The organism is Serratia sp. CY84636, from assembly GCF_052166245.1.
Classification (GTDB): Bacteria; Pseudomonadota; Gammaproteobacteria; order Enterobacterales; family Enterobacteriaceae; genus Serratia; species Serratia nevei.
On the sequence record NZ_JBJNOX010000006.1, the window covers coordinates 115,334 to 135,515 of the forward strand.

The window sequence follows — 20,182 nt, forward strand, 5'->3', positions numbered from 1 at the left end:
CAATGACTTCGCTTTATCTGGCCTCCGGCTCCCCACGTCGACGTGAACTGCTGACCCTGCTGGGCGTATCGTTCGACATTCTGCTGACGCATACCGAAGAGCAGCGCCGGGAAGGCGAAGCCGCCGAAGCCTATGTGCGCCGCCTGGCGCAGGACAAGGCCAAAGCGGGTGTAGCGTTGGCGCAGGAAGATCGGCCGGTGCTGGGCGCCGACACCATCGTGGTGCTCAACGGCCGGGTGCTGGAGAAGCCGCGCGACGAAGCCCATGCGGCGGACATGCTGGCGGCCCTGTCCGGCAAACAGCATCAGGTGATGACGGCGGTGGCGATCGCCGATCGCCACGACGTGCGCTGCCAGCTGGTGGTGACCGACGTGACGTTCCGCAGCCTGTCACAACAGGATATCCGCGACTATATTGCTACGGGCGAACCGATGGATAAAGCGGGCGCCTATGGAATTCAAGGAAAGGGTGGTTGTTTCGTCAGAACGATAACCGGGAGTTATCACGCGGTGGTCGGTCTGCCGCTGGTCGAAACACATGAGCTGCTCAGTAATTTTGTCGCATTACGTGATGTAAGAACCGGTTGATGGGCGCTGCCATTATCGACCGGCTCTGAGGAGAAGGCATGACAGCTGAGCTACTGGTTAATATCACACCGTCTGAAACGCGGGTCGCCTATATCGATGGCGGCATTCTGCAAGAGATCCATATCGAACGCGAATCCAAACGCGGCATCGTCGGCAATATCTATAAAGGGCGCGTCAGCCGCGTCCTGCCGGGGATGCAGGCGGCGTTCGTCGACATCGGCCTGGACAAGGCCGCCTTCCTGCACGCCTCCGACATCATGCCGCATACCGAATGCGTCGCCGGCGACGAGCGGAAAAACTTCCACGTGCGCGACATCGCCGAGCTGGTGCGCCAGGGGCAAGACCTGATGGTGCAGGTGGTGAAAGATCCGCTCGGCACCAAGGGCGCGCGCCTGACCACCGACATCACGCTGCCATCGCGCTATCTGGTCTTCATGCCGGGCGCGGCGCACGTCGGCGTTTCACAGCGTATCGACAGCGAAGCCGAGCGCGAGCGCCTGAAATCCATCGTTGCGCCGCACTGCGACGAGCTGGGCGGTTTTATCATCCGCACCGCGGCGGAAGGTATCGGCGAGGAAGAGCTGGCGCAGGATGCCGCGTTCCTTAAACGCCTGTGGACCAAGGTAATGGAGCGCAAGAAGCGCAACCAGACCAAATACAAGCTGTACGGCGAACTGGCGTTGGCGCAACGCATCTTGCGCGATTTCGCCGGCGCGGCGCTGGATCGCATCCGCGTCGATTCGCGGCTGACGCACGATCTGCTGGTGGAGTTTACCGGCGAGTACATCCCGGACATTACCAACAAGCTCGAACTCTATACCGGCAGCCAGCCGATTTTCGATCTGTACGATGTGGAAAACGAGATCCAGCGTGCGCTGGAACGCAAGGTGGAGCTGAAGTCCGGCGGCTATCTGATCATCGATCAGACCGAGGCGATGACCACGGTCGACATCAACACCGGCGCCTTCGTCGGCCACCGCAACCTCGACGAAACCATCTTCAATACCAACATCGAGGCGACACAGGCCATCGCGCGCCAGCTACGGTTGCGTAACCTGGGCGGCATCATCATCATCGACTTTATCGATATGAACAACGAAGAGCATCGCCGCCGGGTGCTGCACTCGCTGGAGCAGGCGTTGAGTAAAGATCGGGTAAAAACCACGATCAACGGCTTCTCTCAGCTAGGCTTAGTTGAAATGACGCGTAAACGAACGCGTGAAAGCATTGAACATGTGCTCTGTCACGATTGTCCTACTTGCAATGGGCGCGGCACCGTGAAAACGGTAGAAACCGTGTGCTACGAGATCCTGCGCGAGATTGTGCGCGTGCACCATGCTTACGATTCCGATCGCTTCCTGGTGTACGCTTCGGCGGCGGTCGGCGAAGCGCTGAAGAGCGAAGAGTCGCATGCGCTGGCCGAAGTGGAGATCTTCGTCGGCAAACAGGTAAAGGTGCAGATCGAACCGTTGTACAGCCAGGAGCAGTTCGACGTCGTCATGATGTAGCCCGCCCGACATCGTAAGGGCCCGCATGCCGGGCTCGTCAGTGCATAGATATTCCCGTTGCCAGGCAGCGGAGCAAGGAGAACTGCGTGAGGCGACTGCCTGGGATTCTGTTAGCAACAGGCGCCACCCTAATCGTGATTGTGGCGCTGCTGATCAGCGGGCTGCGCCTGATGCTGCCGAAGCTGAACGACTACCGTCCCCAACTGCTGGCGCAGGTAGAGAAGCTGTCCGGCGTGCCCGTGCAGATGGATTTCCTGCAGGGCAGTTGGGAAACGTTCGGCCCACAGCTTGAAGTGCGTAACCTGAGCGTTACGCTGCCCAAAAGCGATGTGCATATCGAACGCGTGACGCTGGCGCTGGACGTGTGGCAATCGCTGCTGCACTGGCGCTGGCAGTTCCGCGATCTGACCTTCTATCAATTCCGCCTCGATCTGAACGCCACGCTGGGCGGCGACCGGCAGGGCGACGGCCTTGAGCCGGGCAAAATCAGCGATCTGATGCTGCGCCAGCTCGATCACTTTGATTTGCGCGACAGCCGTATCTCGTTCCTGACGCCCGCCGGCGCGCGCGCCGAATTCGACATTCCTCAGCTGACCTGGCTCAACGGCCGCGATCGTCACCGCGCCGAGGGGCAGATCAGCCTGTCGACGCTGAACGGCCAACACGGCGTGGTGCAGCTGCGCATGGACCTGCGCGATAATCAGGGCCTGTTGGACACCGGCACGGTCTACCTGCAGGCCGATAACATCGACATGAAACCCTGGTTTACCCGCTGGCTGCGCGCCAACACCGGGCTGGAAAGCGCCGACTTCAGCCTGGCGGCCTGGCTGCAGGTGCAGAACGGCGAGATTGCCGGCGGCCACGCGTTGCTCAAGCAGGGGGCGGCCAACTGGGATACCGGCGCCGCGCAGCACCGGCTGGACGTGGACAATCTGGCACTGTCGCTGCGCCGCCAGGGTACCGGTTGGCAGCTCGACGTGCCGCAGCTGCGCTTGAGCACCGACGGCCAGGCCTGGCCGCAGGGCACGCTTTCCGCCCTGTGGCTGCCGGAAAACACCGAGTTCATGGGGCCGGCGCAGAATGAAGAGCTGCGGGTGCGCGCGACCAACCTTCAGCTGGAGCGCCTGTCGGCGCTGCTGCCGACCTTCTCGTTCCTCAGCCCGGACGTGCTCGATCGATGGAACGATCTGCAGCCGCAGGGGATGATGGAGGCCTTGGCGCTGGACATTCCGTTGAACCAGCCGGAAAAGAGCCGTTTCCAGGCGCTGTGGCGCGATGTCAGCTGGCAGCATTGGGAACTGCTGCCGGGCGTCAACCACTTCTCCGGGGCGTTGAGCGGCGGGGTGGAGAACGGCCGCCTGACGCTGGGGCTGGCAGGCAGCACCTTGCCTTACGGCGATATGTTCCGTGCGCCGCTTGAAGTCAGCAGCGCGCGTGGCGCGCTGACCTGGCGTTACAACGAGCGGGGTTGGGAGCTGGCGAGCCAGGGGCTGGACGTCAAGGCGAAGTCGCTGTGGGTCAACGGCGATTTTCGTTATCAGCAGCCGGCCAAGGGCGATCCGTGGCTGAACATTCTGGCGGGCATCCGCCTGTATGACGGCGCCGACGCCTGGCGCTATTTCCCGGAACCGCTGATGGGCAAGCATCTGGTGGACTACCTGAGCGGCGCCATTCAGGGCGGCCAGGTAGATAACGCCACGCTGATTTATTCCGGCGATCCGCAGCACTTCCCGTACCGTAAAAACGAAGGGCAGTTTGAAGTCTTCGTGCCGCTGCGCCACGCCACCTTCCAGTTCCAACCGGGCTGGCCGGCGCTGACCGATTTGGCGATCGACCTCGACTTCGCCAACGAGGGGCTGTGGATGCATGCGCCGCAAACCCGGTTGGGCAAGGTGGCGGGCAAAAATATCAGCGCGGTGATCCCGGATTACCTGAAAGAGCGGCTGCTGATCGACGCCGAAGTCGCAGGCGCGGGCAGCGACGTGCACGACTACTTCATGCAGACGCCGCTGCACGATTCGCTGGGGGCGGCGCTGGATCAGCTGCAGATTGACGGTGATGTCAGTGGGCGCTTACATCTCGATATTCCCCTGGACGGCGAGCAGGTCAGAGCGACCGGTGAAGTGGCGCTGAACAACAACTCGTTGCTGATCAAGCCGCTGGACAGCGAACTGCAAAAGCTCAGCGGCAAGTTCCGCTTCGACAACGGTAACCTGCAGAGCGACCCGCTGTCGGCCACCTGGTTCGGGCAGCCGGTGGCGGTCAACTTCTCCACGCAGGAAGGCGCTCGCGACTACAAGATTGACGTCGGCCTGAAGGGTGATTGGCAGCCGGGCAAATTCCCCGGCCTGCCGAAAGAGGCTGCCGATGCGCTCAGCGGCAGTGCGCCCTGGCAGAGCCAGGTGGCCATCACGCTCCCACATCAGGGCTCGGCCAGCTACGATATCGGCATCGACGCGGATTTGAAAAAAGTGAGCAGTCACTTACCTTCGCCGCTGGACAAACCGCCGGGCGAGGCGTTGCCGGTGAACGTTAAGGTCAAAGGCGGTCTGAACGGCTTCATGTTGACCGGCAGCGCGGGCAAGCAAAACCGCTTCAACAGCGAATGGCGCTTCGACAAAAAACAGGTGAATCTGGCGCGCGCCGCCTGGCAAACCAACGGTGGCGGCACGCCGCCGCTGCCGGCCGGCAAGTCGATGACGCTGAACCTGCCGGCGCTGGACGGCGAGCAGTGGCTGGCCCTGTTGGCGCCGGCGCTGAAACAGGGGGGCGGCAGCGGTCAGGTGGGCGGCTTCAGCTTCCCCACCACCGTGGCGCTGACCACGCCGCAGCTGCTGTTGGGCGGCCAGGCCTGGCATAAGCTGACGCTGTCGGCCGAAAAACAGCTGGGTGCCACCGTGGTGAGCGCTAAGAGCGATGAAGTGGACGGCAGCCTGCGGGTGGCCGATCGCGGGCCGTGGCGCGCCGATATCAACTACCTGTATTACAACCCGCAGTTCGCCGAGACGAAAAACGCGGCGGGCACGCCGACGCCGCCGGCGGAGAAAGTTTCCTTCCGCGACTGGCCTTCGCTGATGCTGCGCTGCAAGTCGTGCTGGGTGCTGGGGCAGAACTTCGGCAGGGTCGAGGCGGATCTGAGCAATCGAGGGGATACCCTGACGCTGGATCACGGCCTGGTCGACACCGGCAAAGGGCGTATGAGCGCCACCGGCCTGTGGAAGCAAAATGCGCAGGAAGAGCGCAGCTCGCTGAAAGGCAAGCTGCTCGGCGGCAAAATCGATGAAACCGCCGCCTTCTTCGGCATCACTATCCCGCTGAAAGGCGCGCCTTACGACGTGGACTTCGATCTGTACTGGCACGGCGCGCCGTGGCAGCCGCAGGTCAATACGCTGAGCGGCGCGCTGCAGGTCAAGATGGGCAAGGGCGAGATCGACAGCATGGGCGGCGGCCGCGCCGGTCAGCTGCTGCGATTGGTCAGCTTCGACGCCTTGCTGCGCAAGCTGCAGTTCGATTTCAGCGATACCTTCGGCAAAGGCTTCTACTTTGACTCCATCCGCAGCACCGCCTGGCTGAAAGATGGCATAATGCATACTGATAATCTATTGATCGACGGCTTGGCGGCGGATATCGCCATGAGTGGCCAGATCGATCTGGCGCGCCGCCGTATTGATATGGAGGCGGTGGTGGCGCCGGCGATTTCGGCGACCGTCGGCGTGGCCACGGCGTTTGTGGTGAACCCGATCGTCGGCGCGGCGGTATTTGCCGCCTCGCAGGTGCTGGGGCCGCTGTGGAGCAAGATTTCGCTGATTCGCTACCATATCGGCGGCGATCTCGACCAGCCGAAGATCAATGAGGTACTTCGTAAGGCAAAGGAGGATAAGGCGTCATGAGGAATGCTAACGTTGCGTTGTTGCAGTTGTGCAGTGGCGATCAGGTGCGCGATAACCTGGCCCAGATTGAACAGCAGATCAAACAGCTCAATGCCGGGGTAAAACTGGTCATGACGCCGGAGAACGCGCTGCTGTTCGCCAACTCCGCGGCCTACCGCCAACAGGCGGAAAAACAGGGCGACGGTCCGCTGCAAAACGCGGTGCGCGAGCTGGCGCGCCGCTATGGCGTGTGGTTGCTGGTGGGCTCGATGCCCTTGATCAGCCGCGAAAACCCGGAGCTTATCACCACCAGCAGCCTGTTGTTCGACGAGCAGGGCGAAATCCGCGCCCGCTACGACAAGCTGCACATGTTCGATGTGGACATCAACGATGCGCACGGCCACTACCGCGAGTCGGATACCTACCAGCACGGGCAGCACCTGACGGTAGTGGATACGCCGGTCGGGCGTTTGGGTATGACCATATGCTACGATCTGCGCTTCCCCGCGCTGTTCCAGGCGCTGCGGGCACAGGGGGCCGAACTGATTTCGGTGCCGGCGGCCTTTACCCGGGTCACCGGCGAGGCGCATTGGGAAATTCTGCTGCGCGCCCGGGCGATCGAGAACCAGTGCATGATCCTGGCGCCGGCGCAGGTGGGGCGCCACGGGCCGACCCGCCGCACCTGGGGCCACACGCTGGCTGTCGACGGCTGGGGCAAGGTGCTGGCTGAGAACGCGGACGCCGTGGCGGCGCTGAAGGTGCGCGTGGACACCGCAAGCCTGAAAAATATTCGTGCGCAGATGCCGGTGCTGCAGCACAACCGATTCCAGACGTCGCTGACGGCGCCGTCTGACAAGTTATCCTCCAATCAAGAGTGAAACCATTATGAGCCTGACGTTTGTCAGTGAGCAGTTACTCGCTACCAACAAGCTGAGTCATCAAGACCTGTACAAGGTACTGGGTCAACTGGCAGAACGCCGTATCGATTACGCCGATCTCTATTTCCAGTCCAGCTATCACGAAGCCTGGGTGATCGAGGACGGCATCATCAAGGATGGCTCTTACAATATCGACCAGGGCGTCGGCGTGCGCGCCGTCAGCGGCGAGAAGACCGGCTTCGCCTATGCCGATCAGATCACCCTGAATGCGCTGCAGCAGAGCGCCCAGGCGGCGCGCAGCATCGTGCGTGAGCAGGGTGACGGGCGGGCGCACACCCTGGGCGAGATCGGCTATCGGGCGCTGTACCCGCTGCTCGATCCGCTGCAAAGCCTGCCGCGCGAAGAGAAAATTGCCCTGCTGCACCGCGTCGACAAGGTGGCGCGTGCCGCCGATGCACGGGTGCAGGAAGTGAATGCCAGCATCACCGGCGTTTACGAGCAGGTGTTGGTGGCTGCCACCGACGGCACGCTGGCGGCGGACGTTCGCCCGCTGGTACGCCTCTCCGTCAGCGTGCTGGTGGAGCAGGATGGCAAGCGTGAGCGCGGCTCCAGCGGCGGCGGCGGCCGTTTCGGCTATGACTACTTCCTGGAAACCGTCGACGGCGACGTGCGCGCCGACGCTTACGCCAAAGAAGCGGTGCGCATGGCGCTGGTCAACCTTGGCGCGGTGGCGGCGCCGGCCGGCAATATGCCGGTGGTGCTGGGGGCCGGCTGGCCGGGTGTCCTGCTGCACGAGGCGGTGGGCCACGGCCTGGAAGGCGACTTCAATCGGCGTGGCACCTCGGTGTTCAGCGGCCATATGGGCGAGCTGGTGGCTTCCGAGCTGTGCACCGTGGTGGATGACGGCACCCTGCAAGGGCGGCGCGGTTCGCTGGCGATCGACGACGAAGGCGTGCCGGGCCAGTACAACGTGCTGATCGAAAACGGCGTGCTGAAAGGCTACATGCAGGACAAGCTCAACGCGCGGCTGATGGGCGTCGCGCCGACCGGCAACGGCCGCCGCGAGTCCTACGCGCATCTGCCGATGCCGCGCATGACCAACACCTATATGCTGGCGGGCCAATCGACGCCGGAAGAGATCATCGCCAGCGTCGAATACGGCCTGTACGCGCCGAACTTTGGCGGCGGCCAGGTGGACATCACCTCCGGCAAGTTCGTGTTCTCCACCACCGAAGCCTACCTGATCGAGAAGGGCCGCATCACCAAACCGGTGAAAGGGGCGACGCTGATCGGCTCCGGCATCGAGGCGATGCAGCAGATCTCGATGGTCGGCAACGATCTGGCGCTCGATAAAGGCGTGGGCGTGTGTGGCAAGGAAGGCCAGAGCGTGCCGGTGGGCGTCGGCCAACCGACGCTGAAACTGGATACGCTGACCGTCGGCGGCACGGTGTAATCTTTCCTCAAGGGGCCATGCACTGGCCCCTTGTTCATTCCCCATTTTGAGTTTTTTCTCGCCCACGCAAAGAGTGCTGTGCGGCGATGATGCCGAGAAAGATGACGATGGCGTGCTTTGGTGTGTCTACCCAGCGTTGGTTGCTGTTGCTGGGCGTTCTTTCCCTGACGGGCTGCGCCCGTTCCGATGCGCTGTGGGGCGTGGTCGATAAGCTCTGCATGGCCAACTATCAGCAAAAGCGCGATCCGGCCCCGTGTGAGCAGATTTATATGCCGCAGGGGAAAGCGCAGGGTTTTAGCGTGCTGCAAAACCCGCGTTATCCCTATCACTTCATTCTGGTGCCGACGGCGCCGCTTTCCGGCATTGAAAGCCCCCTGCTGCTGGCCGGGGAGCGGACGGACTATTTTGGCTATGCATGGCTGATGCGTTACCGGCTGGCCGCCGAGTATGGCGGGCTGGTGCCGGACGACAGGCTGGGCATGGCGATCAACTCCGCTTATGGCCGCAGCCAGAACCAATTGCATATTCACCTGACCTGTCTGCGCGAAGATGTACGGCGCCAATTGCAGGCAGAACGCCCCTATATTCAGGAACAATGGCGACCTTTGCCGGATAAGCTGTTGCGCCACACCTACTTTGCCCGCCGCGTGATGCAACCGACCGCGATGGGCATCTACCCGATTAAGGATCTTGCGGATTATTTTCATCTCTCGCCGCCGCAGCTGGCGGAGTATGGTGTGGCCGTCGTTCCGACCACGTTTGCCGGCCAACGGGGGTTTATCTTGCTGGCCTCGAAGCGCGGCTGGGACGTTGGCAACCGCGCCTCGGTAGAATCGCTGCTGGATAAAACGTGCGCGATTTTGCCGCGTTAATCTCAAGACGGCAGGTGAGAGCAACACGCTCTCACCTCACTTTTCCTACCTGAACCGCGCATCCCGAGAAAACAGGAAAGCGGCTTCCCGCTGGCGAGCGTCGGCTTCCGCCTGAGCGCCCTGGTAGCGCAAGATCATGATCAGCGTGGCGTAGACGTTGGCGTCGATACGGCGCTGCAGATAGGCGTTGGCCCACTGCCGATAGCCGGTCAACAGGGCATCATCACGCGTTTGGTTATAGACCAGCAGCGCGTGAGATTGCTCGTCGAAGGTTTTGCGTTCCCGGTAGATCCAGGCGGCCGGCGGCGGCATCTGCTCGATGCTGTCGATGGTGGCCAGCATGGTGCGCTCCGATTGGGTGAGCGCCATGCGCCCTTGCCAGGCAAAGACCGCCATCACCAGTACGCCGATGGCCGCCATCGCCACCGGTAGGCTCAGGGCTTTGGCGAACGGCAGCGGGCGCGGCTCGCCGGTTTGGCCGTCCAGCAGCGCCAGCAGCAGCAGAAACGCCAGCCAATGCGGCGTAGACAGATAGAAAGGGTATTCCAGCTGGGTGTGTACCAGCATTGGCAGCAGCACCAGAAACAGCCCGACGCGCGCACCGGCCGGCTGCTCGCGATCCCGTTGCCAGGCGCGTTTCAACAGCAGCGCGCCGGCGACGAGGACGATAACGATACCCGCCAGCGCCGGCAGGCCGCCCTCAACCCACCACAGCAGGATTTCATTGTGCGGGTGCCCGGCGACTTCCAACACTTCTCGCCAGGGCATTGCCTGCAGACGGAAATGCGCGAAGCTGTATTCAAAGCCGCCGTAGCCCCAGCCCAGCAGCGGTTTGGCCAGGATCATGGCGCCGACGTCATGGAGCATGGTCAGGCGAGCGCTATTGGAAAGCTCCCGACCGATCAGACCTGAGCGGCCATCCAGGCCAAAGCCGGTGAACAGTACCATCAGGCCAAGGGCTATGCCCAGCAACAGCGCACCGCCGGCCCAGCGGCTCACGGCCGGGCTCTGGCGGGCAAAACGCCACAGCAGCAACGCCGCTGCCAGGGCACCGCCCAGCCAGGCGGCACGCGACTGGATCAGCACCAGCAGGGCGGAAAAAGCGGCCAGCAACACGAGCAGCGGGAGCTGCCGCCGCGTCGGCGCAGAGAGAGGGGCAAGCAGCAGCCAGAGCGCCAAAGCCAGCCCGGTGGCGATGAAGCTGCCCAGCACGTTCGGTTGCTGAAAGACGCCGTAGACCCGGCTGCCGTTGGGGGCTACCCAGGCCAGCGTGGGGGCGAACAGCTGTAGCGCTGCCAATAGCACCTGAACGCCGACGGCGAACAGCAGGCCGTACAGCAACAGGTTGCGCTGCCGGGCTGTCAGGCGCAGCTGCAGACAGGCGACATAGAACAGCCAACCGCCGAGCAAACCGGCGCAGCGCCACAGGGCATCTTCGCGCCACTCGGGGCGGGTATACAGCAGCGGCAGCGCCAGCACGGCGATGCCGAGCAGCAACAGGCGTGCCGTGGGGGTAAGCGAAAGACGGGTACGGCCAAGGCAAACGGTGAAGGTCACGATCAGCGTGGTCAGTGCCATGACGCTCCAGGCCAGAATATTTTGCGGCAGCGCCAGGCCGCCGCCGCCCATGTTGGGGTGATAGACCGGCAGGAGCACCGCCATCCAGATCAGCAGCAGGGGCAACACGGCGATAGCCGGTGCGTTAACGGGGGCTTTATCGGTCATGGTTAACCCGCCATGTCTCGATATCGTTCATTGAATGCATTTTTTGAGGATTTCCTATCCTTATCCTGATGGTTAAATTCGCTGAAGCGTCAATGCCTGAAATGCTTTATAGGAATTGAAAAGACTTCATATCGAAGTGATAAATAATTCCCCCCTGTGAGCGCGGGGACGGCTTATATAAAAAGGGGGAAGCCGTATTCAGTTGCCTGCAAAAAGGTTTTTTATTTTTTTTAAACAGGGTTGTCATTTTCTCAAATTTATCTCGCTCCAGTCAATTTTTAATCTATTGTTTTATTTTTATATTTAAATCAATTGTTTGTGATTGTTTTGTGCGTAATAAAACGCCGTGTGAGCGGCAACGAGTGTCTGGGCAAACAGCTGACGGAGCCAATGAGATAAGCATTTTCTTGTTAAATCGTTGTTGCTAATGGCGGTGCGGTGGGCGTTATTTTATTTATCGCTGTTCATTATCTTATTTCACATTTTCTTTATCACGCCATTTTTTATTTTTGTTAAGACTATTCTTGTTCTTATGGTTTTTTTTGAATTTTATTAAAGTAAATTTTTTTAAGATTGTTCTGTGCTCTTGTAAATAACGGAGAGATGGTCTGCCTATCCCTGTTGCCATCATGCCAGACGGACCAACGCGCCTGTAAAAGCGCGTTAATCCATGTTTCACAGATCTCACTCCACTTCGCCAATCCGTTCCAGCGCATCCACCACCAGATCCCAGAATTTATCCTGATCCAGCTTGACCGCCACCTGGGTGTGGCAGTCCGGCGGCGGCGGCGCGCGGAAGTCCGCGACCGTCATGCCCAGCGTCAGGGTGCCGGTGAGTTCGATATCCACCGGCGCTTTGCGCACCGTCATCACGCTCGGATCGATCACGTAAGCCACCGCGCAAGGATCGTGTACCGGCGGGGCGCTGAAGCCCTGCGCCTGCCGGTACATGTGGCCAAAGAAGGCCAGCAGTTCGCCGACGAAGGCGGCCGGCCGGGTACCGAGGGTGGCGATGCGCTCGCAGACTGCCGGCGTGGCCAAAGCCTGGTGGGTGAGATCCAGCCCGACCATGGTCAGCGGCCATTTTTCGTTAAACACGATGTGCGCCGCCTCGGGATCGATTTTGATATTGAACTCCGCCACCGCGCTCCAGTTGCCCACGTGGTAGCCGCCGCCCATCAGCACCACTTCCTTGACCCGCTCGGCAATGCGCGGCTCTTTGCGCACTGCCATGGCAATATTGGTCAGGCCGCCGGTCGGCACCAGCGTCACGCTGCCGGGCGGGTGAGCCATCACGGTATCGATGATCAGATCCACCGCGTGGCGCGAGTCCAGCTGCAGGTGGGGTTCCGGCAGCACCGGGCCATCGAGGCCGGAATCGCCGTGAATGTCGGGCGCCACTTCGATATTGCGCACCAGCGGGCGCGCGCAGCCGGCGGCGAAGGGCACGCCGGTGATATTGGCGATGCGCGCCACCGCCAGTGCGTTGCGCGTCACTTTGTCCAGCGTCTGATTGCCCACCACGGTGGTGACCGCCAGCAGGTCGATCTGCGGATTGCCCCAGGCCAGCAGCAGGGCGATGGCGTCGTCATGCCCCGGGTCACAGTCCAGTATGATTTTTTTCATGGTTATTCCTGATGCAGGGAGAGGTTCCCGCAGCATAACGCAGCGCGGCGGCGTGGGATAATACCGATGGTGCTTTTGTTAACGGCATCAAAGCCTTGCCACTTTTTCGATGTAATGAAACGTAAATCCTCATCGCCGGGCTTTACCCTGGAGTTTACTCCAGGGTTTACAGTGAGCTTTAGCGTCAATGTACAGAGGAGAGGCGGGATGAGCTTACTGAAAAGGTTATTGGGGCAAGGCGGTATTAACGGCGGTCATCAGCGCGCGGGTCACCGCGGCGGGCATCATGGCAACCGCTATAACCAGCATGGCGAGCCGGGGCCGCAGTGTCCGGAATGCCAGGCGGTGAATAAACCGGGCGCGCGTTATTGCCATCGCTGCGGCCAGCCATTTGCCGCAGTGAGCGCCACCTGCGGCCAGTGCGCCGCGCCGTTGCCGCCGGGCAGCCGCTTTTGCCCGCAGTGCGGTGGCGGTGTGCCGTGAACCGGGGCGGTTGGACAGCCGTGCTGCTGCTGGGCGCCATGGCGCTATGGACGCTGCTGGCCTGGGGCGTGGCCGGCGTGCTGACCTGGCTCCCGGCGTTGGCGGAAGCGGCCGGCGGCGCATCGCTGCCGGTGAGCGGTGCGCTGAGTCTGGTGCCGCAGACGGTGCTGGATGCCTGGCTGCCGTGGCTGAAACAGCTGGGCAGCGGGCTGGCGAGCTATTTTCCTCTGCTGCTGAACTGGGCCGGCTACGCCGTCTGGCTGCTATGGGGCCTCGGCATGCTGGCGCTGATGCTGCTGGGCGCGCTGGCGCACCGCTATTTGAGCGCCGCTCAGCGATAGCCCTGATAGACCGCCGCCACGCGTTCGAAATAATCGGTTAGGTAGTTGATACACACCTGCACCTTCAGCGGCAGTTTGTCCTTCTCGGTATAGAGCGCGTAGATCGGCCGCGGATCCGAATGGTAGCTTTTGAACAGGATCTCGATCTCGCCGCGCTTGATCTCTTCGATCACCCACATCAGCGGGGCGTAGGCGATGCCGGCGCCGTTTTTCAGCCAACGGATCATGGTGGAGGAGTCGTTGGTGACGAAGCGCCCCTGCGGTGAAATGCGCGTGGTGATGCCCTCCGGCGACATCAGTTCAAATTCGCTGTCGGGGCGCACGCTGTACTCCAGCCAGGAAAAGTTGACCATGTCGCTCGGCTTCTGCGGCGTGCCGTGCTGGCTGAGGTAGCTTTTGGCCGCGCACACCACCATCGGCATCTGTCCCAGGCGGCGGGAGAACAGGCTGGAGTCCTGCAGCGCGCCGGTGCGGATCACCAGATCCAATCCATCGGTGATCAGATCCGGTGCCGGAATGCCGGTCACCAGGTTGACCGTCAGGCCCGGGTACTCTTTCATCATCTCGGCGGTCATGTTCGCCAGCACGTTTTGTGCCATGGTGGATGAGCTGCCGATGCGCAGCGTGCCGGCAGGCGTATTGTTAAACGCGTACAGCTGCTCATGCACTTCGCTGACTTCCTGCAGCATGCGTCGGCAGCCCTGATAGTAGATTTTGCCGGCCTCGGTCAGGCCGATGCTGCGCGTGCTGCGGTTCAACAGCTTGACCTGCAGCTCATTTTCCAGTTTCGAGACGGTTTGGCTGATCGATGAAACGCTCATGTCGAGTTGGCGCGCGGCCGCGGTAAACGACCCGAACTCAACCACTTTGGCGAATACCGACATCCGTTTTAATCTTTCCATTATTCACTCTGGCTTAAAAGTGATTTAGATCACAGATTGTTGATGCCTTGATAGTAAGCAGGCTAATATAACGTGGTCGGGTGAATAGACCTTACCAACGTGCGAGAGCGAGCGGCGACGCAATCCTGCCGCTCCTCCGGCACCCTCGCAATCCCTGTCGTGGATGTCTGCCCCAAAGTTTAACCTTTTTTCGGGTTCGTGACCTGGACAAGCTGTCCGGTCAAGATTTGTGGCGCGCGCACGCTAAAATGTAAAGAGAATGTGAATGGCGAGATGTGTCTTTCCCCGGCGTAGTGAACAATAAGGAAAAAGTGATGAGTTTGCTTCCGGTTATGGTCATCTTCGGACTGTCGTTTCCGCCGGTGTTTTTCGAGCTGCTGGTGTCGCTGGCGCTGTTTTTTCTCTTGCGCCGCCTGCTGCAGCCGACGGGGATTTACGATTTTGTCTGGCATCCGGCGCTGTTTAACACCGCGCTGTATTGCTGCTTGTTTTATCTGATTTCATGTCTTTTTGTTTGAGGTCGCTGTGAAAAATTTTTCGATAAAAATAACCCGAATCGCGATCACTTTGATTCTTGTGCTGCTGGGTATCGTTGCGGTGTTCAAGGCCTGGGTGTTCTACACCGAGTCGCCGTGGACACGTGACGCCAAGTTCACCGCCGACGTGGTGGCGATCGCGCCGGACGTCAGCGGCCTGCTGACCGAAGTGCCGGTGGTGGACAACCAGCTGGTGAAGAAAGGCCAGGTGCTGTTCGTGGTCGATCGGCCGCGCTATGAGCAGGCGCTGGCGGAGGCCGGTGCCGACGTCGCCTACTATCAAACGCTGGCGGCGGAAAAACGGCGCGAAGCCGGCCGCCGCGTGAAGTTGGGCGTGCAGGCGATGTCGCAGGAAGAAATCGACCAGTCGAACAACTCGCTGCAGACCGTGCAACACCAGCTGGCGAAGGCCGTGGCGGCGCGCGAGCTGGCGCAGCTGGATCTGGAGCGCACCACGGTGCGCGCCCCGGCCGATGGCTGGATCACCAACCTCAACGTCCACGCCGGCGAATACATCACCCGCGGGTCGGTGGCGGTGGCGCTGGTGAAAAAAGACTCCTTCTACATCCTGGCGTACCTGGAAGAAACCAAGCTGACCGGCCTGAATAAAGGCGACCGCGCGGAGATCACCCCGCTCGGCAGCAACCGCATCATGCACGGCACCGTCGACAGCGTGGCGGCGGCGGTGAACAACAGCAGCAGCACGGTCAACAGCAAAGGGCTGGCCTCGATCGACAGCAACCTGGAGTGGGTGCGTCTGGCGCAGCGCGTGCCGGTGAAGATCCTGCTGGACGCCAAGGACCAACAGCATCCGTACCCGGCCGGCACTACCGCCACCGTGGTGATCGTCGGCAAGAACGATCGTAATGCCGACAGCGGCTCGCCTTTTGTGCGCCTGATGCACCGGCTGCGTGAGTTCGGCTAATGAATAGCCCAACCTTTATCCGGCTGAGATTTGCCTTCAAACTCAGCTTCGCGATTGTGTTTGCGCTGTTCGTCGGTTTCCATCTTAACCTGGAAACCCCGCGCTGGTCGGCGATGACCGCCGCCATCGTCGCCGCCGGCCCGGCCTTTGCCGCCGGCGGTGAACCCTTCTCCGGCGCCATCCGCCACCGCGGCTGGCTGCGCATCATCGGCACCTTTATCGGCTGCTTCGTCGGCCTGATCATTATCATCACCACCGCCCGTGCGCCGGTGGTGATGTTGCTGCTGTGCTGCATCTGGGCCGGTTTCTGCACCTGGCTCTCTTCGCTGATCAAGGTCGAGAACTCCTACGCCTGGGGCCTGGCCGGGTATACCGCGCTGATCATCATCGTGACGGTCGCCACCAGCGAGTCTCATCTGCTGGAAGCGCCGCAGTTCGCCATCGAGCGTTGCAGTGAGATCGTGCTGGGCATCGTCAGCGCCGTGTTGGCGGATCTGCTGTTCTCGCCGCGTTCGATCAAGCAGGACATCGATCGGGCGGTGGATCAGCTGCTGGTGGATCAATACCGCCTGATGCAGATGTGTATCAGCAACGCCGACAAAGAAGACATCGATCGCGCCTGGAGCAATCTGGTCAAGAGCACCACGTCGCTGGACGGCATGCGCAACAACCTGATGATGGAATCCTCGCGCTGGCAGAAGGTCAACCGTCGGGTGAAGGCGCTGCATACCCTGTCGCTGACGCTGATCACCCAGGCCTGCGAAACCTACCTGATCTTGTTGAATCACCCGGACGCGCTGAAAGAAAGCCTGCGGGAGCAGCTGATGGTCCCGGCGGAAACCCCGCAGGAGATCCACAAGCGCATGAAGCTGTTGCGCCAGGTGCTGACCACGCATCGCTCCGAGGAAACGCTGCCGACCATCACCGGCTGGGTCGGTGCGGCGACGCGCTACCTGTTGCTGTCGAAAGGCGTGCACGCCAACTGCAGCATCAGCGCGGTGGAAGAGGGGGTGTTGAGCAACGAAACCGTGGTTAAACCGACCTCGGCGGAAGGGCATCACGCAATGATCAACGGCCTGCGCACCTTTGTGGCGACGGCCTTCGGCAGCCTGCTGTGGCTGTGGACCGGTTGGACGTCCGGCAGCGGTTTTATGGTGATCATTGCGGTAATCACCTCGCTGGCGATGCGCACCCCGGCGCCGCGCATGGTGGCGATGGATTTCGTGCTGGGCATGCTGGCGGCGATCCCGGTCGGTTCCCTGTTCTTCATGGTGATCCTGCCAGCGACGCAGCAGAGCATTTTGCTGCTGTGTCTCAGCCTCGGCCTGCTGGCGTTTTTCATCGGCATCGAGGTGCAGAAACGACGGCTCGGTTCGCTGGGGCTGCTGGCGGGGACCATCAACATTCTGGTGCTGAGCAACCCGATGGAGTTCAACGTCACCCAGTTTCTCGATGGGGCGCTCGGCCAGTTCCTCGGCAGCTGCGTCGGGCTGATGGTGCTGCTGCTGATCCGCGATAATTCGCGTGAGCGCACCGGCCGCACGTTGCTCAACCAGTTCGTCAGCAGCGCGGTGTCGGCGCTGACCACCAAGGCGGCGCGCCGTCGGCAGAACCACCTGCCAGCGCTTTATCAACAGCTTAACCAGCTGCTGATGATGTTCCCGAACGACATCGCCAAGTATCGTCTGGCGCTGAACCTGATCATCGCCCACCAGCGCATGCAACGGGCGGAAATTCCGGTCAGCGAAGAGCTGTCGGCCTTCCACCGCCAGATCCGCAGCACCGCCGATAGGGTGGTCTCCGCCAAAAACGACGTCAAACGCGCCTATTACTACGATCGCTTGCTGGGTGAAATGAACGAGTACCAGCAAAAATTGGTGGACAACCAGGCGCCGCTCAGCGTCACCGGGCCGGTGAAACGCCTGGCGGATATGCTGCATCGCTATCGCCACGCCTTGATCGATTGATGCGTTCCCGCCTTTTGCGCCGCGTTATGCGGCGCCTTCCCTGACTATACTGAAAGCAGCGCCTGGTACGGCGGCCGTCTCATAAGAGGCGGCCCGTTTTCAGAGAGACTCCGAGTGCCAGAACGGCTGGAAAGTGGCATCATTGTCATGAATGGATGAAACCTTAGCCGCCGCGAAAACGTTACTTGCCGGTCATCTTAGTTTCATCCAGGTCGACTATATACCTAACTAGCCTGGGGGAGCTGCGGCGCCTTCGGCGGCATAATTTCAGGGAATGTCATGAACAAGCGGATTCTGGTGGCGATTGTCATCGCCGTGGTTATCGCCGTCTTCAGCGCGCTGCGCGGCAACGAGCACCGTGCGATCGGCGGCAATCCGGCGGTGGTCCAGGCCCCGGCGGGGCAGCAGCAGAGCATCGATCGGCTCACGCAGCAGCAAACGGTGGTGAGTTACCTGCAGCAGCATCAGCGGCTGCCGGATTATTACGTCACCAAGAAGCAGGCGCGCGAGCAGGGCTGGGATCCGCGTTCAGGCAACCTCTGTGCGGTATTGCCAGGCAAGGCGATTGGCGGCGATCGATTCTCTAACCGTGAAGGACAATTGCCGACCGCCGGCGGCCGGGTCTGGCGCGAAGCGGACATCAATTACCAGTGTGGCCGGCGCGGCGCCGATCGCCTGCTGTATTCGAGCGACGGTCTGATCTTCGTCACGCGCGACCATTACAAAAACTTCATTCGTGTGGAGTGAGTTTGATGGCAAAAGTAGAGTTTGATTTTGAACAGATCCAGGATGTGCCGGCCTTCTACCGCGATTTCGCGCGCAAGTTTGCGCTGGACGAGGGGTTCGGCGCCAACCTCGACGCGCTGTGGGACGTGGTGACCGGCGATATCGGCCTGCCGGTGGAAATCGAGTTCACTCACCTGAATGCCCGCAGCAAGCGTCGTTTCGGCGCGATCATTCTGCTGTTTGAAGAGGCGGAAGAAGAGCTGGAAGGCAGCCTGCGCTTCAATATCCGTGAAAGCAGCGGCGAGCCGGCCCATCACCGGGGATGAAACGGCTTCATCCCGGGATGGCGGCGGCGCTTAGTCGGCCGCTTCGGCCAGCTCGCGCAGGTATTGGAAGATTTGGCGGTAAGCCTTAGGCGGCTTGTTGGCGGCCTTCTCTTTCTGCGCGTTGCGCACCAGTGAACGCAGCTGTTGGCGATCGGCGGCCGGATACAGATCCAGGATCGACGGAATGACGTCATCGCCTTCTTCCACCAGGCGGTCGCGTAGCGCTTCCAGTTTATGGAACAGCGAAACCTGCTGGTTGTGGCGGTTTTTCAGCTTGTCGAGCGCGGTCTGGATCGGCTCGATATCGCGGGCGCGCAGCATCTTGCCGATCAGCTGCAGCTGACGGCGACGGCCCTCTTTCTTGATCTTTTGCGCCAGCTCGATGGCGGCACGCAGATCTTCGTCCAACGGAATGCGGTCCAGCGCGTTTTTGCCCAGATCGACCATTTCGGCCCCCAGGTCTTTCAGCGCTTCGGCATCACGTTTAATCTCACTTTTACTGACCCAGATAATCTCGTCATCGTCCTCGTTTTCATTCTCCGGGACATCGTCGAGCCAGTCTTCAGGCTGTTTGTTCATGGTAGGCTCCGTTAAAAAGAGGCTAATCCTAACAGGTTGTCCGGCAACCCGCCAATTGCGTGCCTTGAGCAAACTGAGTATAGCTGCCGCGCTGGGGCACAATCATGTCTTGGCACCTGTCCTCTGAATTCATGCTGTTGTTTTTATCATCATGTTTGTATAAAATTTTATACAAAAGGAGATGGTATTCATGGATGATGGCATCGAGAAAGCCATTGATTGGCGCGGTTCATCGTTAGCGGATTTGCTGGCCTTTCCAATCGATGCGCGAAAAGCGGCAGGATTTGAACTGAGTAAAGTGCAAAGAGGTCTGGAACCCGGTAATTGGAAACCGATGGTCAGCTGCGGAAGCGGCGTTATCGAAATCCGTTTATATGTCACCGGCGGCGCGTTCAGGGTGGTCTATGTGGCAAAGTTCAGCGAAGCGATCTACGTCTTGCACAGCTTTCAGAAGAAGACGGAGAAAACCAGCCGCCACGATATTCAGATAATCAAAGCGCGTTATGACGCGGTTATTAATGAGCGGAGTAAAGGTCATGACCAAACCGATTGATACCGGTTCACGCCACGTTACGCCCGCAGGCGGCAATGTGTTTGCGGATCTGGGATTTTCCGCCGACGAGGCTCGGCAATTGCAAGCGCAGTCCAATGCGGAAATTGCGCAGCTTATCGCACTGAAAAAACAGCTGATGGGTGAGATTAGCGCGTGGATTGAGGAAGAAGGTTATCGCCAGGAGGAGGCGGCGCGTTATCTGCACACTTCCCGGCCGCGCGTGTCCGACGTGGTGAATCAGAAAACCGAGAAGTTCACGCTGGACGCGTTGGTCAACATGATGGCGAATATCGGCAAGTCGGTAAAACTGATCGTCGAGTAATGCG

19 protein-coding genes are annotated in these 20,182 nt (G+C 60.8%); 15 read left to right on the forward strand and 4 right to left on the reverse strand.

Annotated features, from left to right (window positions below):
* The first annotated feature begins 2 nt into the window (after positions 1-2).
* The 6 genes from ACJ8QI_RS17545 to ACJ8QI_RS17570 all read left to right on the forward strand — a co-directional run bounded on the left by ACJ8QI_RS17545 (position 3) and on the right by ACJ8QI_RS17570 (position 9,167).
* The gene (locus tag ACJ8QI_RS17545) at positions 3-587 is read left to right on the forward strand and encodes a Maf family protein (RefSeq protein WP_004936921.1); all 585 of its coding nucleotides are present in this window, start codon (positions 3-5) and stop codon (positions 585-587) included.
* Positions 588-625: 38 nt separating this feature from the next.
* Entirely contained in the window at positions 626-2,095 is a 1,470-nt protein-coding gene (gene rng / locus ACJ8QI_RS17550) for a ribonuclease G (RefSeq protein ID WP_025304418.1), read from the forward strand.
* 86 nt (positions 2,096-2,181) lie between these two features.
* On the forward strand, positions 2,182-5,985 hold the full coding sequence (gene yhdP, locus ACJ8QI_RS17555; protein WP_442532875.1) for an AsmA2 domain-containing protein YhdP: 3,804 nt from the start codon (positions 2,182-2,184) through the stop codon (positions 5,983-5,985).
* Positions 5,982-6,842: a deaminated glutathione amidase gene (gene nit1, locus ACJ8QI_RS17560; RefSeq protein WP_004936930.1), complete on the forward strand. Its 861-nt coding sequence runs from the start codon at positions 5,982-5,984 to the stop codon at positions 6,840-6,842. The genes yhdP and nit1 overlap by 4 nt, the downstream gene beginning before the upstream one ends.
* A 7-nt stretch (positions 6,843-6,849) precedes the next feature.
* A complete protein-coding gene (tldD, locus tag ACJ8QI_RS17565; protein ID WP_442532876.1) occupies positions 6,850-8,295 on the forward strand; it encodes a metalloprotease TldD in 1,446 nt (481 codons plus the stop codon).
* Positions 8,296-8,402: 107 nt separating this feature from the next.
* On the forward strand, positions 8,403-9,167 hold the full coding sequence (locus ACJ8QI_RS17570) for a CDP-diacylglycerol diphosphatase (RefSeq protein ID WP_419722780.1): 765 nt from the start codon (positions 8,403-8,405) through the stop codon (positions 9,165-9,167).
* A 45-nt stretch (positions 9,168-9,212) separates the two neighbouring features.
* Here the strand turns inward: ACJ8QI_RS17570 and ACJ8QI_RS17575 are convergent, their stop codons facing one another.
* Both ACJ8QI_RS17575 and uriH read right to left on the reverse strand, forming a co-directional pair.
* Positions 9,213-10,892 carry a PglL family O-oligosaccharyltransferase gene (locus ACJ8QI_RS17575; protein ID WP_336843861.1) on the reverse strand — a complete coding sequence of 560 codons (1,680 nt, stop codon included), beginning with the start codon at positions 10,890-10,892 and terminating at the stop codon, positions 9,213-9,215.
* Between the two features lie 684 nt (positions 10,893-11,576).
* Positions 11,577-12,518 (reverse strand): uridine-preferring nucleoside hydrolase UriH, encoded by a 942-nt coding sequence (uriH, locus tag ACJ8QI_RS17580; protein ID WP_442532877.1) that lies wholly within the window; start codon positions 12,516-12,518, stop codon positions 11,577-11,579.
* A 207-nt stretch (positions 12,519-12,725) separates the two neighbouring features.
* Here uriH and ACJ8QI_RS17585 point away from each other — a divergent pair, with 207 nt between their 5' ends.
* Both ACJ8QI_RS17585 and ACJ8QI_RS17590 read left to right on the forward strand, forming a co-directional pair.
* On the forward strand, positions 12,726-13,001 hold the full coding sequence (locus ACJ8QI_RS17585; protein ID WP_048234874.1) for a zinc ribbon domain-containing protein: 276 nt from the start codon (positions 12,726-12,728) through the stop codon (positions 12,999-13,001).
* Positions 12,998-13,342, forward strand: a complete 345-nt coding sequence (locus tag ACJ8QI_RS17590; RefSeq protein WP_442532878.1) for a hypothetical protein — start codon at positions 12,998-13,000, stop codon at positions 13,340-13,342. The genes ACJ8QI_RS17585 and ACJ8QI_RS17590 overlap by 4 nt, the downstream gene beginning before the upstream one ends.
* Here the strand turns inward: ACJ8QI_RS17590 and aaeR are convergent.
* Complete coding sequence (aaeR, locus tag ACJ8QI_RS17595; protein ID WP_004936950.1) at positions 13,333-14,244, reverse strand: HTH-type transcriptional activator AaeR; 912 nt, start codon at positions 14,242-14,244, stop codon at positions 13,333-13,335. The genes ACJ8QI_RS17590 and aaeR overlap by 10 nt on opposite strands.
* A 314-nt stretch (positions 14,245-14,558) precedes the next feature.
* Between aaeR and aaeX the strand changes: the two genes are divergently transcribed.
* The 5 genes from aaeX to ACJ8QI_RS17620 all read left to right on the forward strand — a co-directional run bounded on the left by aaeX (position 14,559) and on the right by ACJ8QI_RS17620 (position 18,724).
* Entirely contained in the window at positions 14,559-14,762 is a 204-nt protein-coding gene (gene aaeX, locus ACJ8QI_RS17600) for a p-hydroxybenzoic acid efflux pump operon protein AaeX (RefSeq protein WP_004936952.1), read from the forward strand.
* A gap of 7 nt (positions 14,763-14,769) precedes the next feature.
* Positions 14,770-15,705, forward strand: a complete 936-nt coding sequence (aaeA, locus tag ACJ8QI_RS17605; protein WP_084827489.1) for a p-hydroxybenzoic acid efflux pump subunit AaeA — start codon at positions 14,770-14,772, stop codon at positions 15,703-15,705.
* Complete coding sequence (aaeB, locus tag ACJ8QI_RS17610; RefSeq protein ID WP_442532879.1) at positions 15,705-17,672, forward strand: p-hydroxybenzoic acid efflux pump subunit AaeB; 1,968 nt, start codon at positions 15,705-15,707, stop codon at positions 17,670-17,672. Before aaeA ends, aaeB begins: the two co-directional genes overlap by 1 nt.
* Positions 17,673-17,951: 279 nt before the next feature.
* Positions 17,952-18,419, forward strand: coding sequence for a ribonuclease (locus ACJ8QI_RS17615; RefSeq protein ID WP_141960343.1), 468 nt, complete (start codon positions 17,952-17,954; stop codon positions 18,417-18,419).
* 5 nt (positions 18,420-18,424) lie between these two features.
* The gene (locus tag ACJ8QI_RS17620; RefSeq protein ID WP_047730838.1) at positions 18,425-18,724 is read left to right on the forward strand and encodes a barstar family protein; all 300 of its coding nucleotides are present in this window, start codon (positions 18,425-18,427) and stop codon (positions 18,722-18,724) included.
* A 30-nt stretch (positions 18,725-18,754) separates the two neighbouring features.
* Here the strand turns inward: ACJ8QI_RS17620 and yjgA are convergent, their stop codons facing one another.
* On the reverse strand, positions 18,755-19,303 hold the full coding sequence (gene yjgA, locus ACJ8QI_RS17625; RefSeq protein WP_004936968.1) for a ribosome biogenesis factor YjgA: 549 nt from the start codon (positions 19,301-19,303) through the stop codon (positions 18,755-18,757).
* A 190-nt stretch (positions 19,304-19,493) separates the two neighbouring features.
* Here yjgA and ACJ8QI_RS17630 point away from each other — a divergent pair, with 190 nt between their 5' ends.
* The gene (locus ACJ8QI_RS17630) at positions 19,494-19,856 is read left to right on the forward strand and encodes a type II toxin-antitoxin system RelE/ParE family toxin (RefSeq protein ID WP_089186498.1); all 363 of its coding nucleotides are present in this window, start codon (positions 19,494-19,496) and stop codon (positions 19,854-19,856) included.
* Positions 19,840-20,178, forward strand: coding sequence for a helix-turn-helix domain-containing protein (locus ACJ8QI_RS17635; protein WP_033636158.1), 339 nt, complete (start codon positions 19,840-19,842; stop codon positions 20,176-20,178). Before ACJ8QI_RS17630 ends, ACJ8QI_RS17635 begins: the two co-directional genes overlap by 17 nt.
* Positions 20,179-20,182 lie beyond the last annotated feature (4 nt).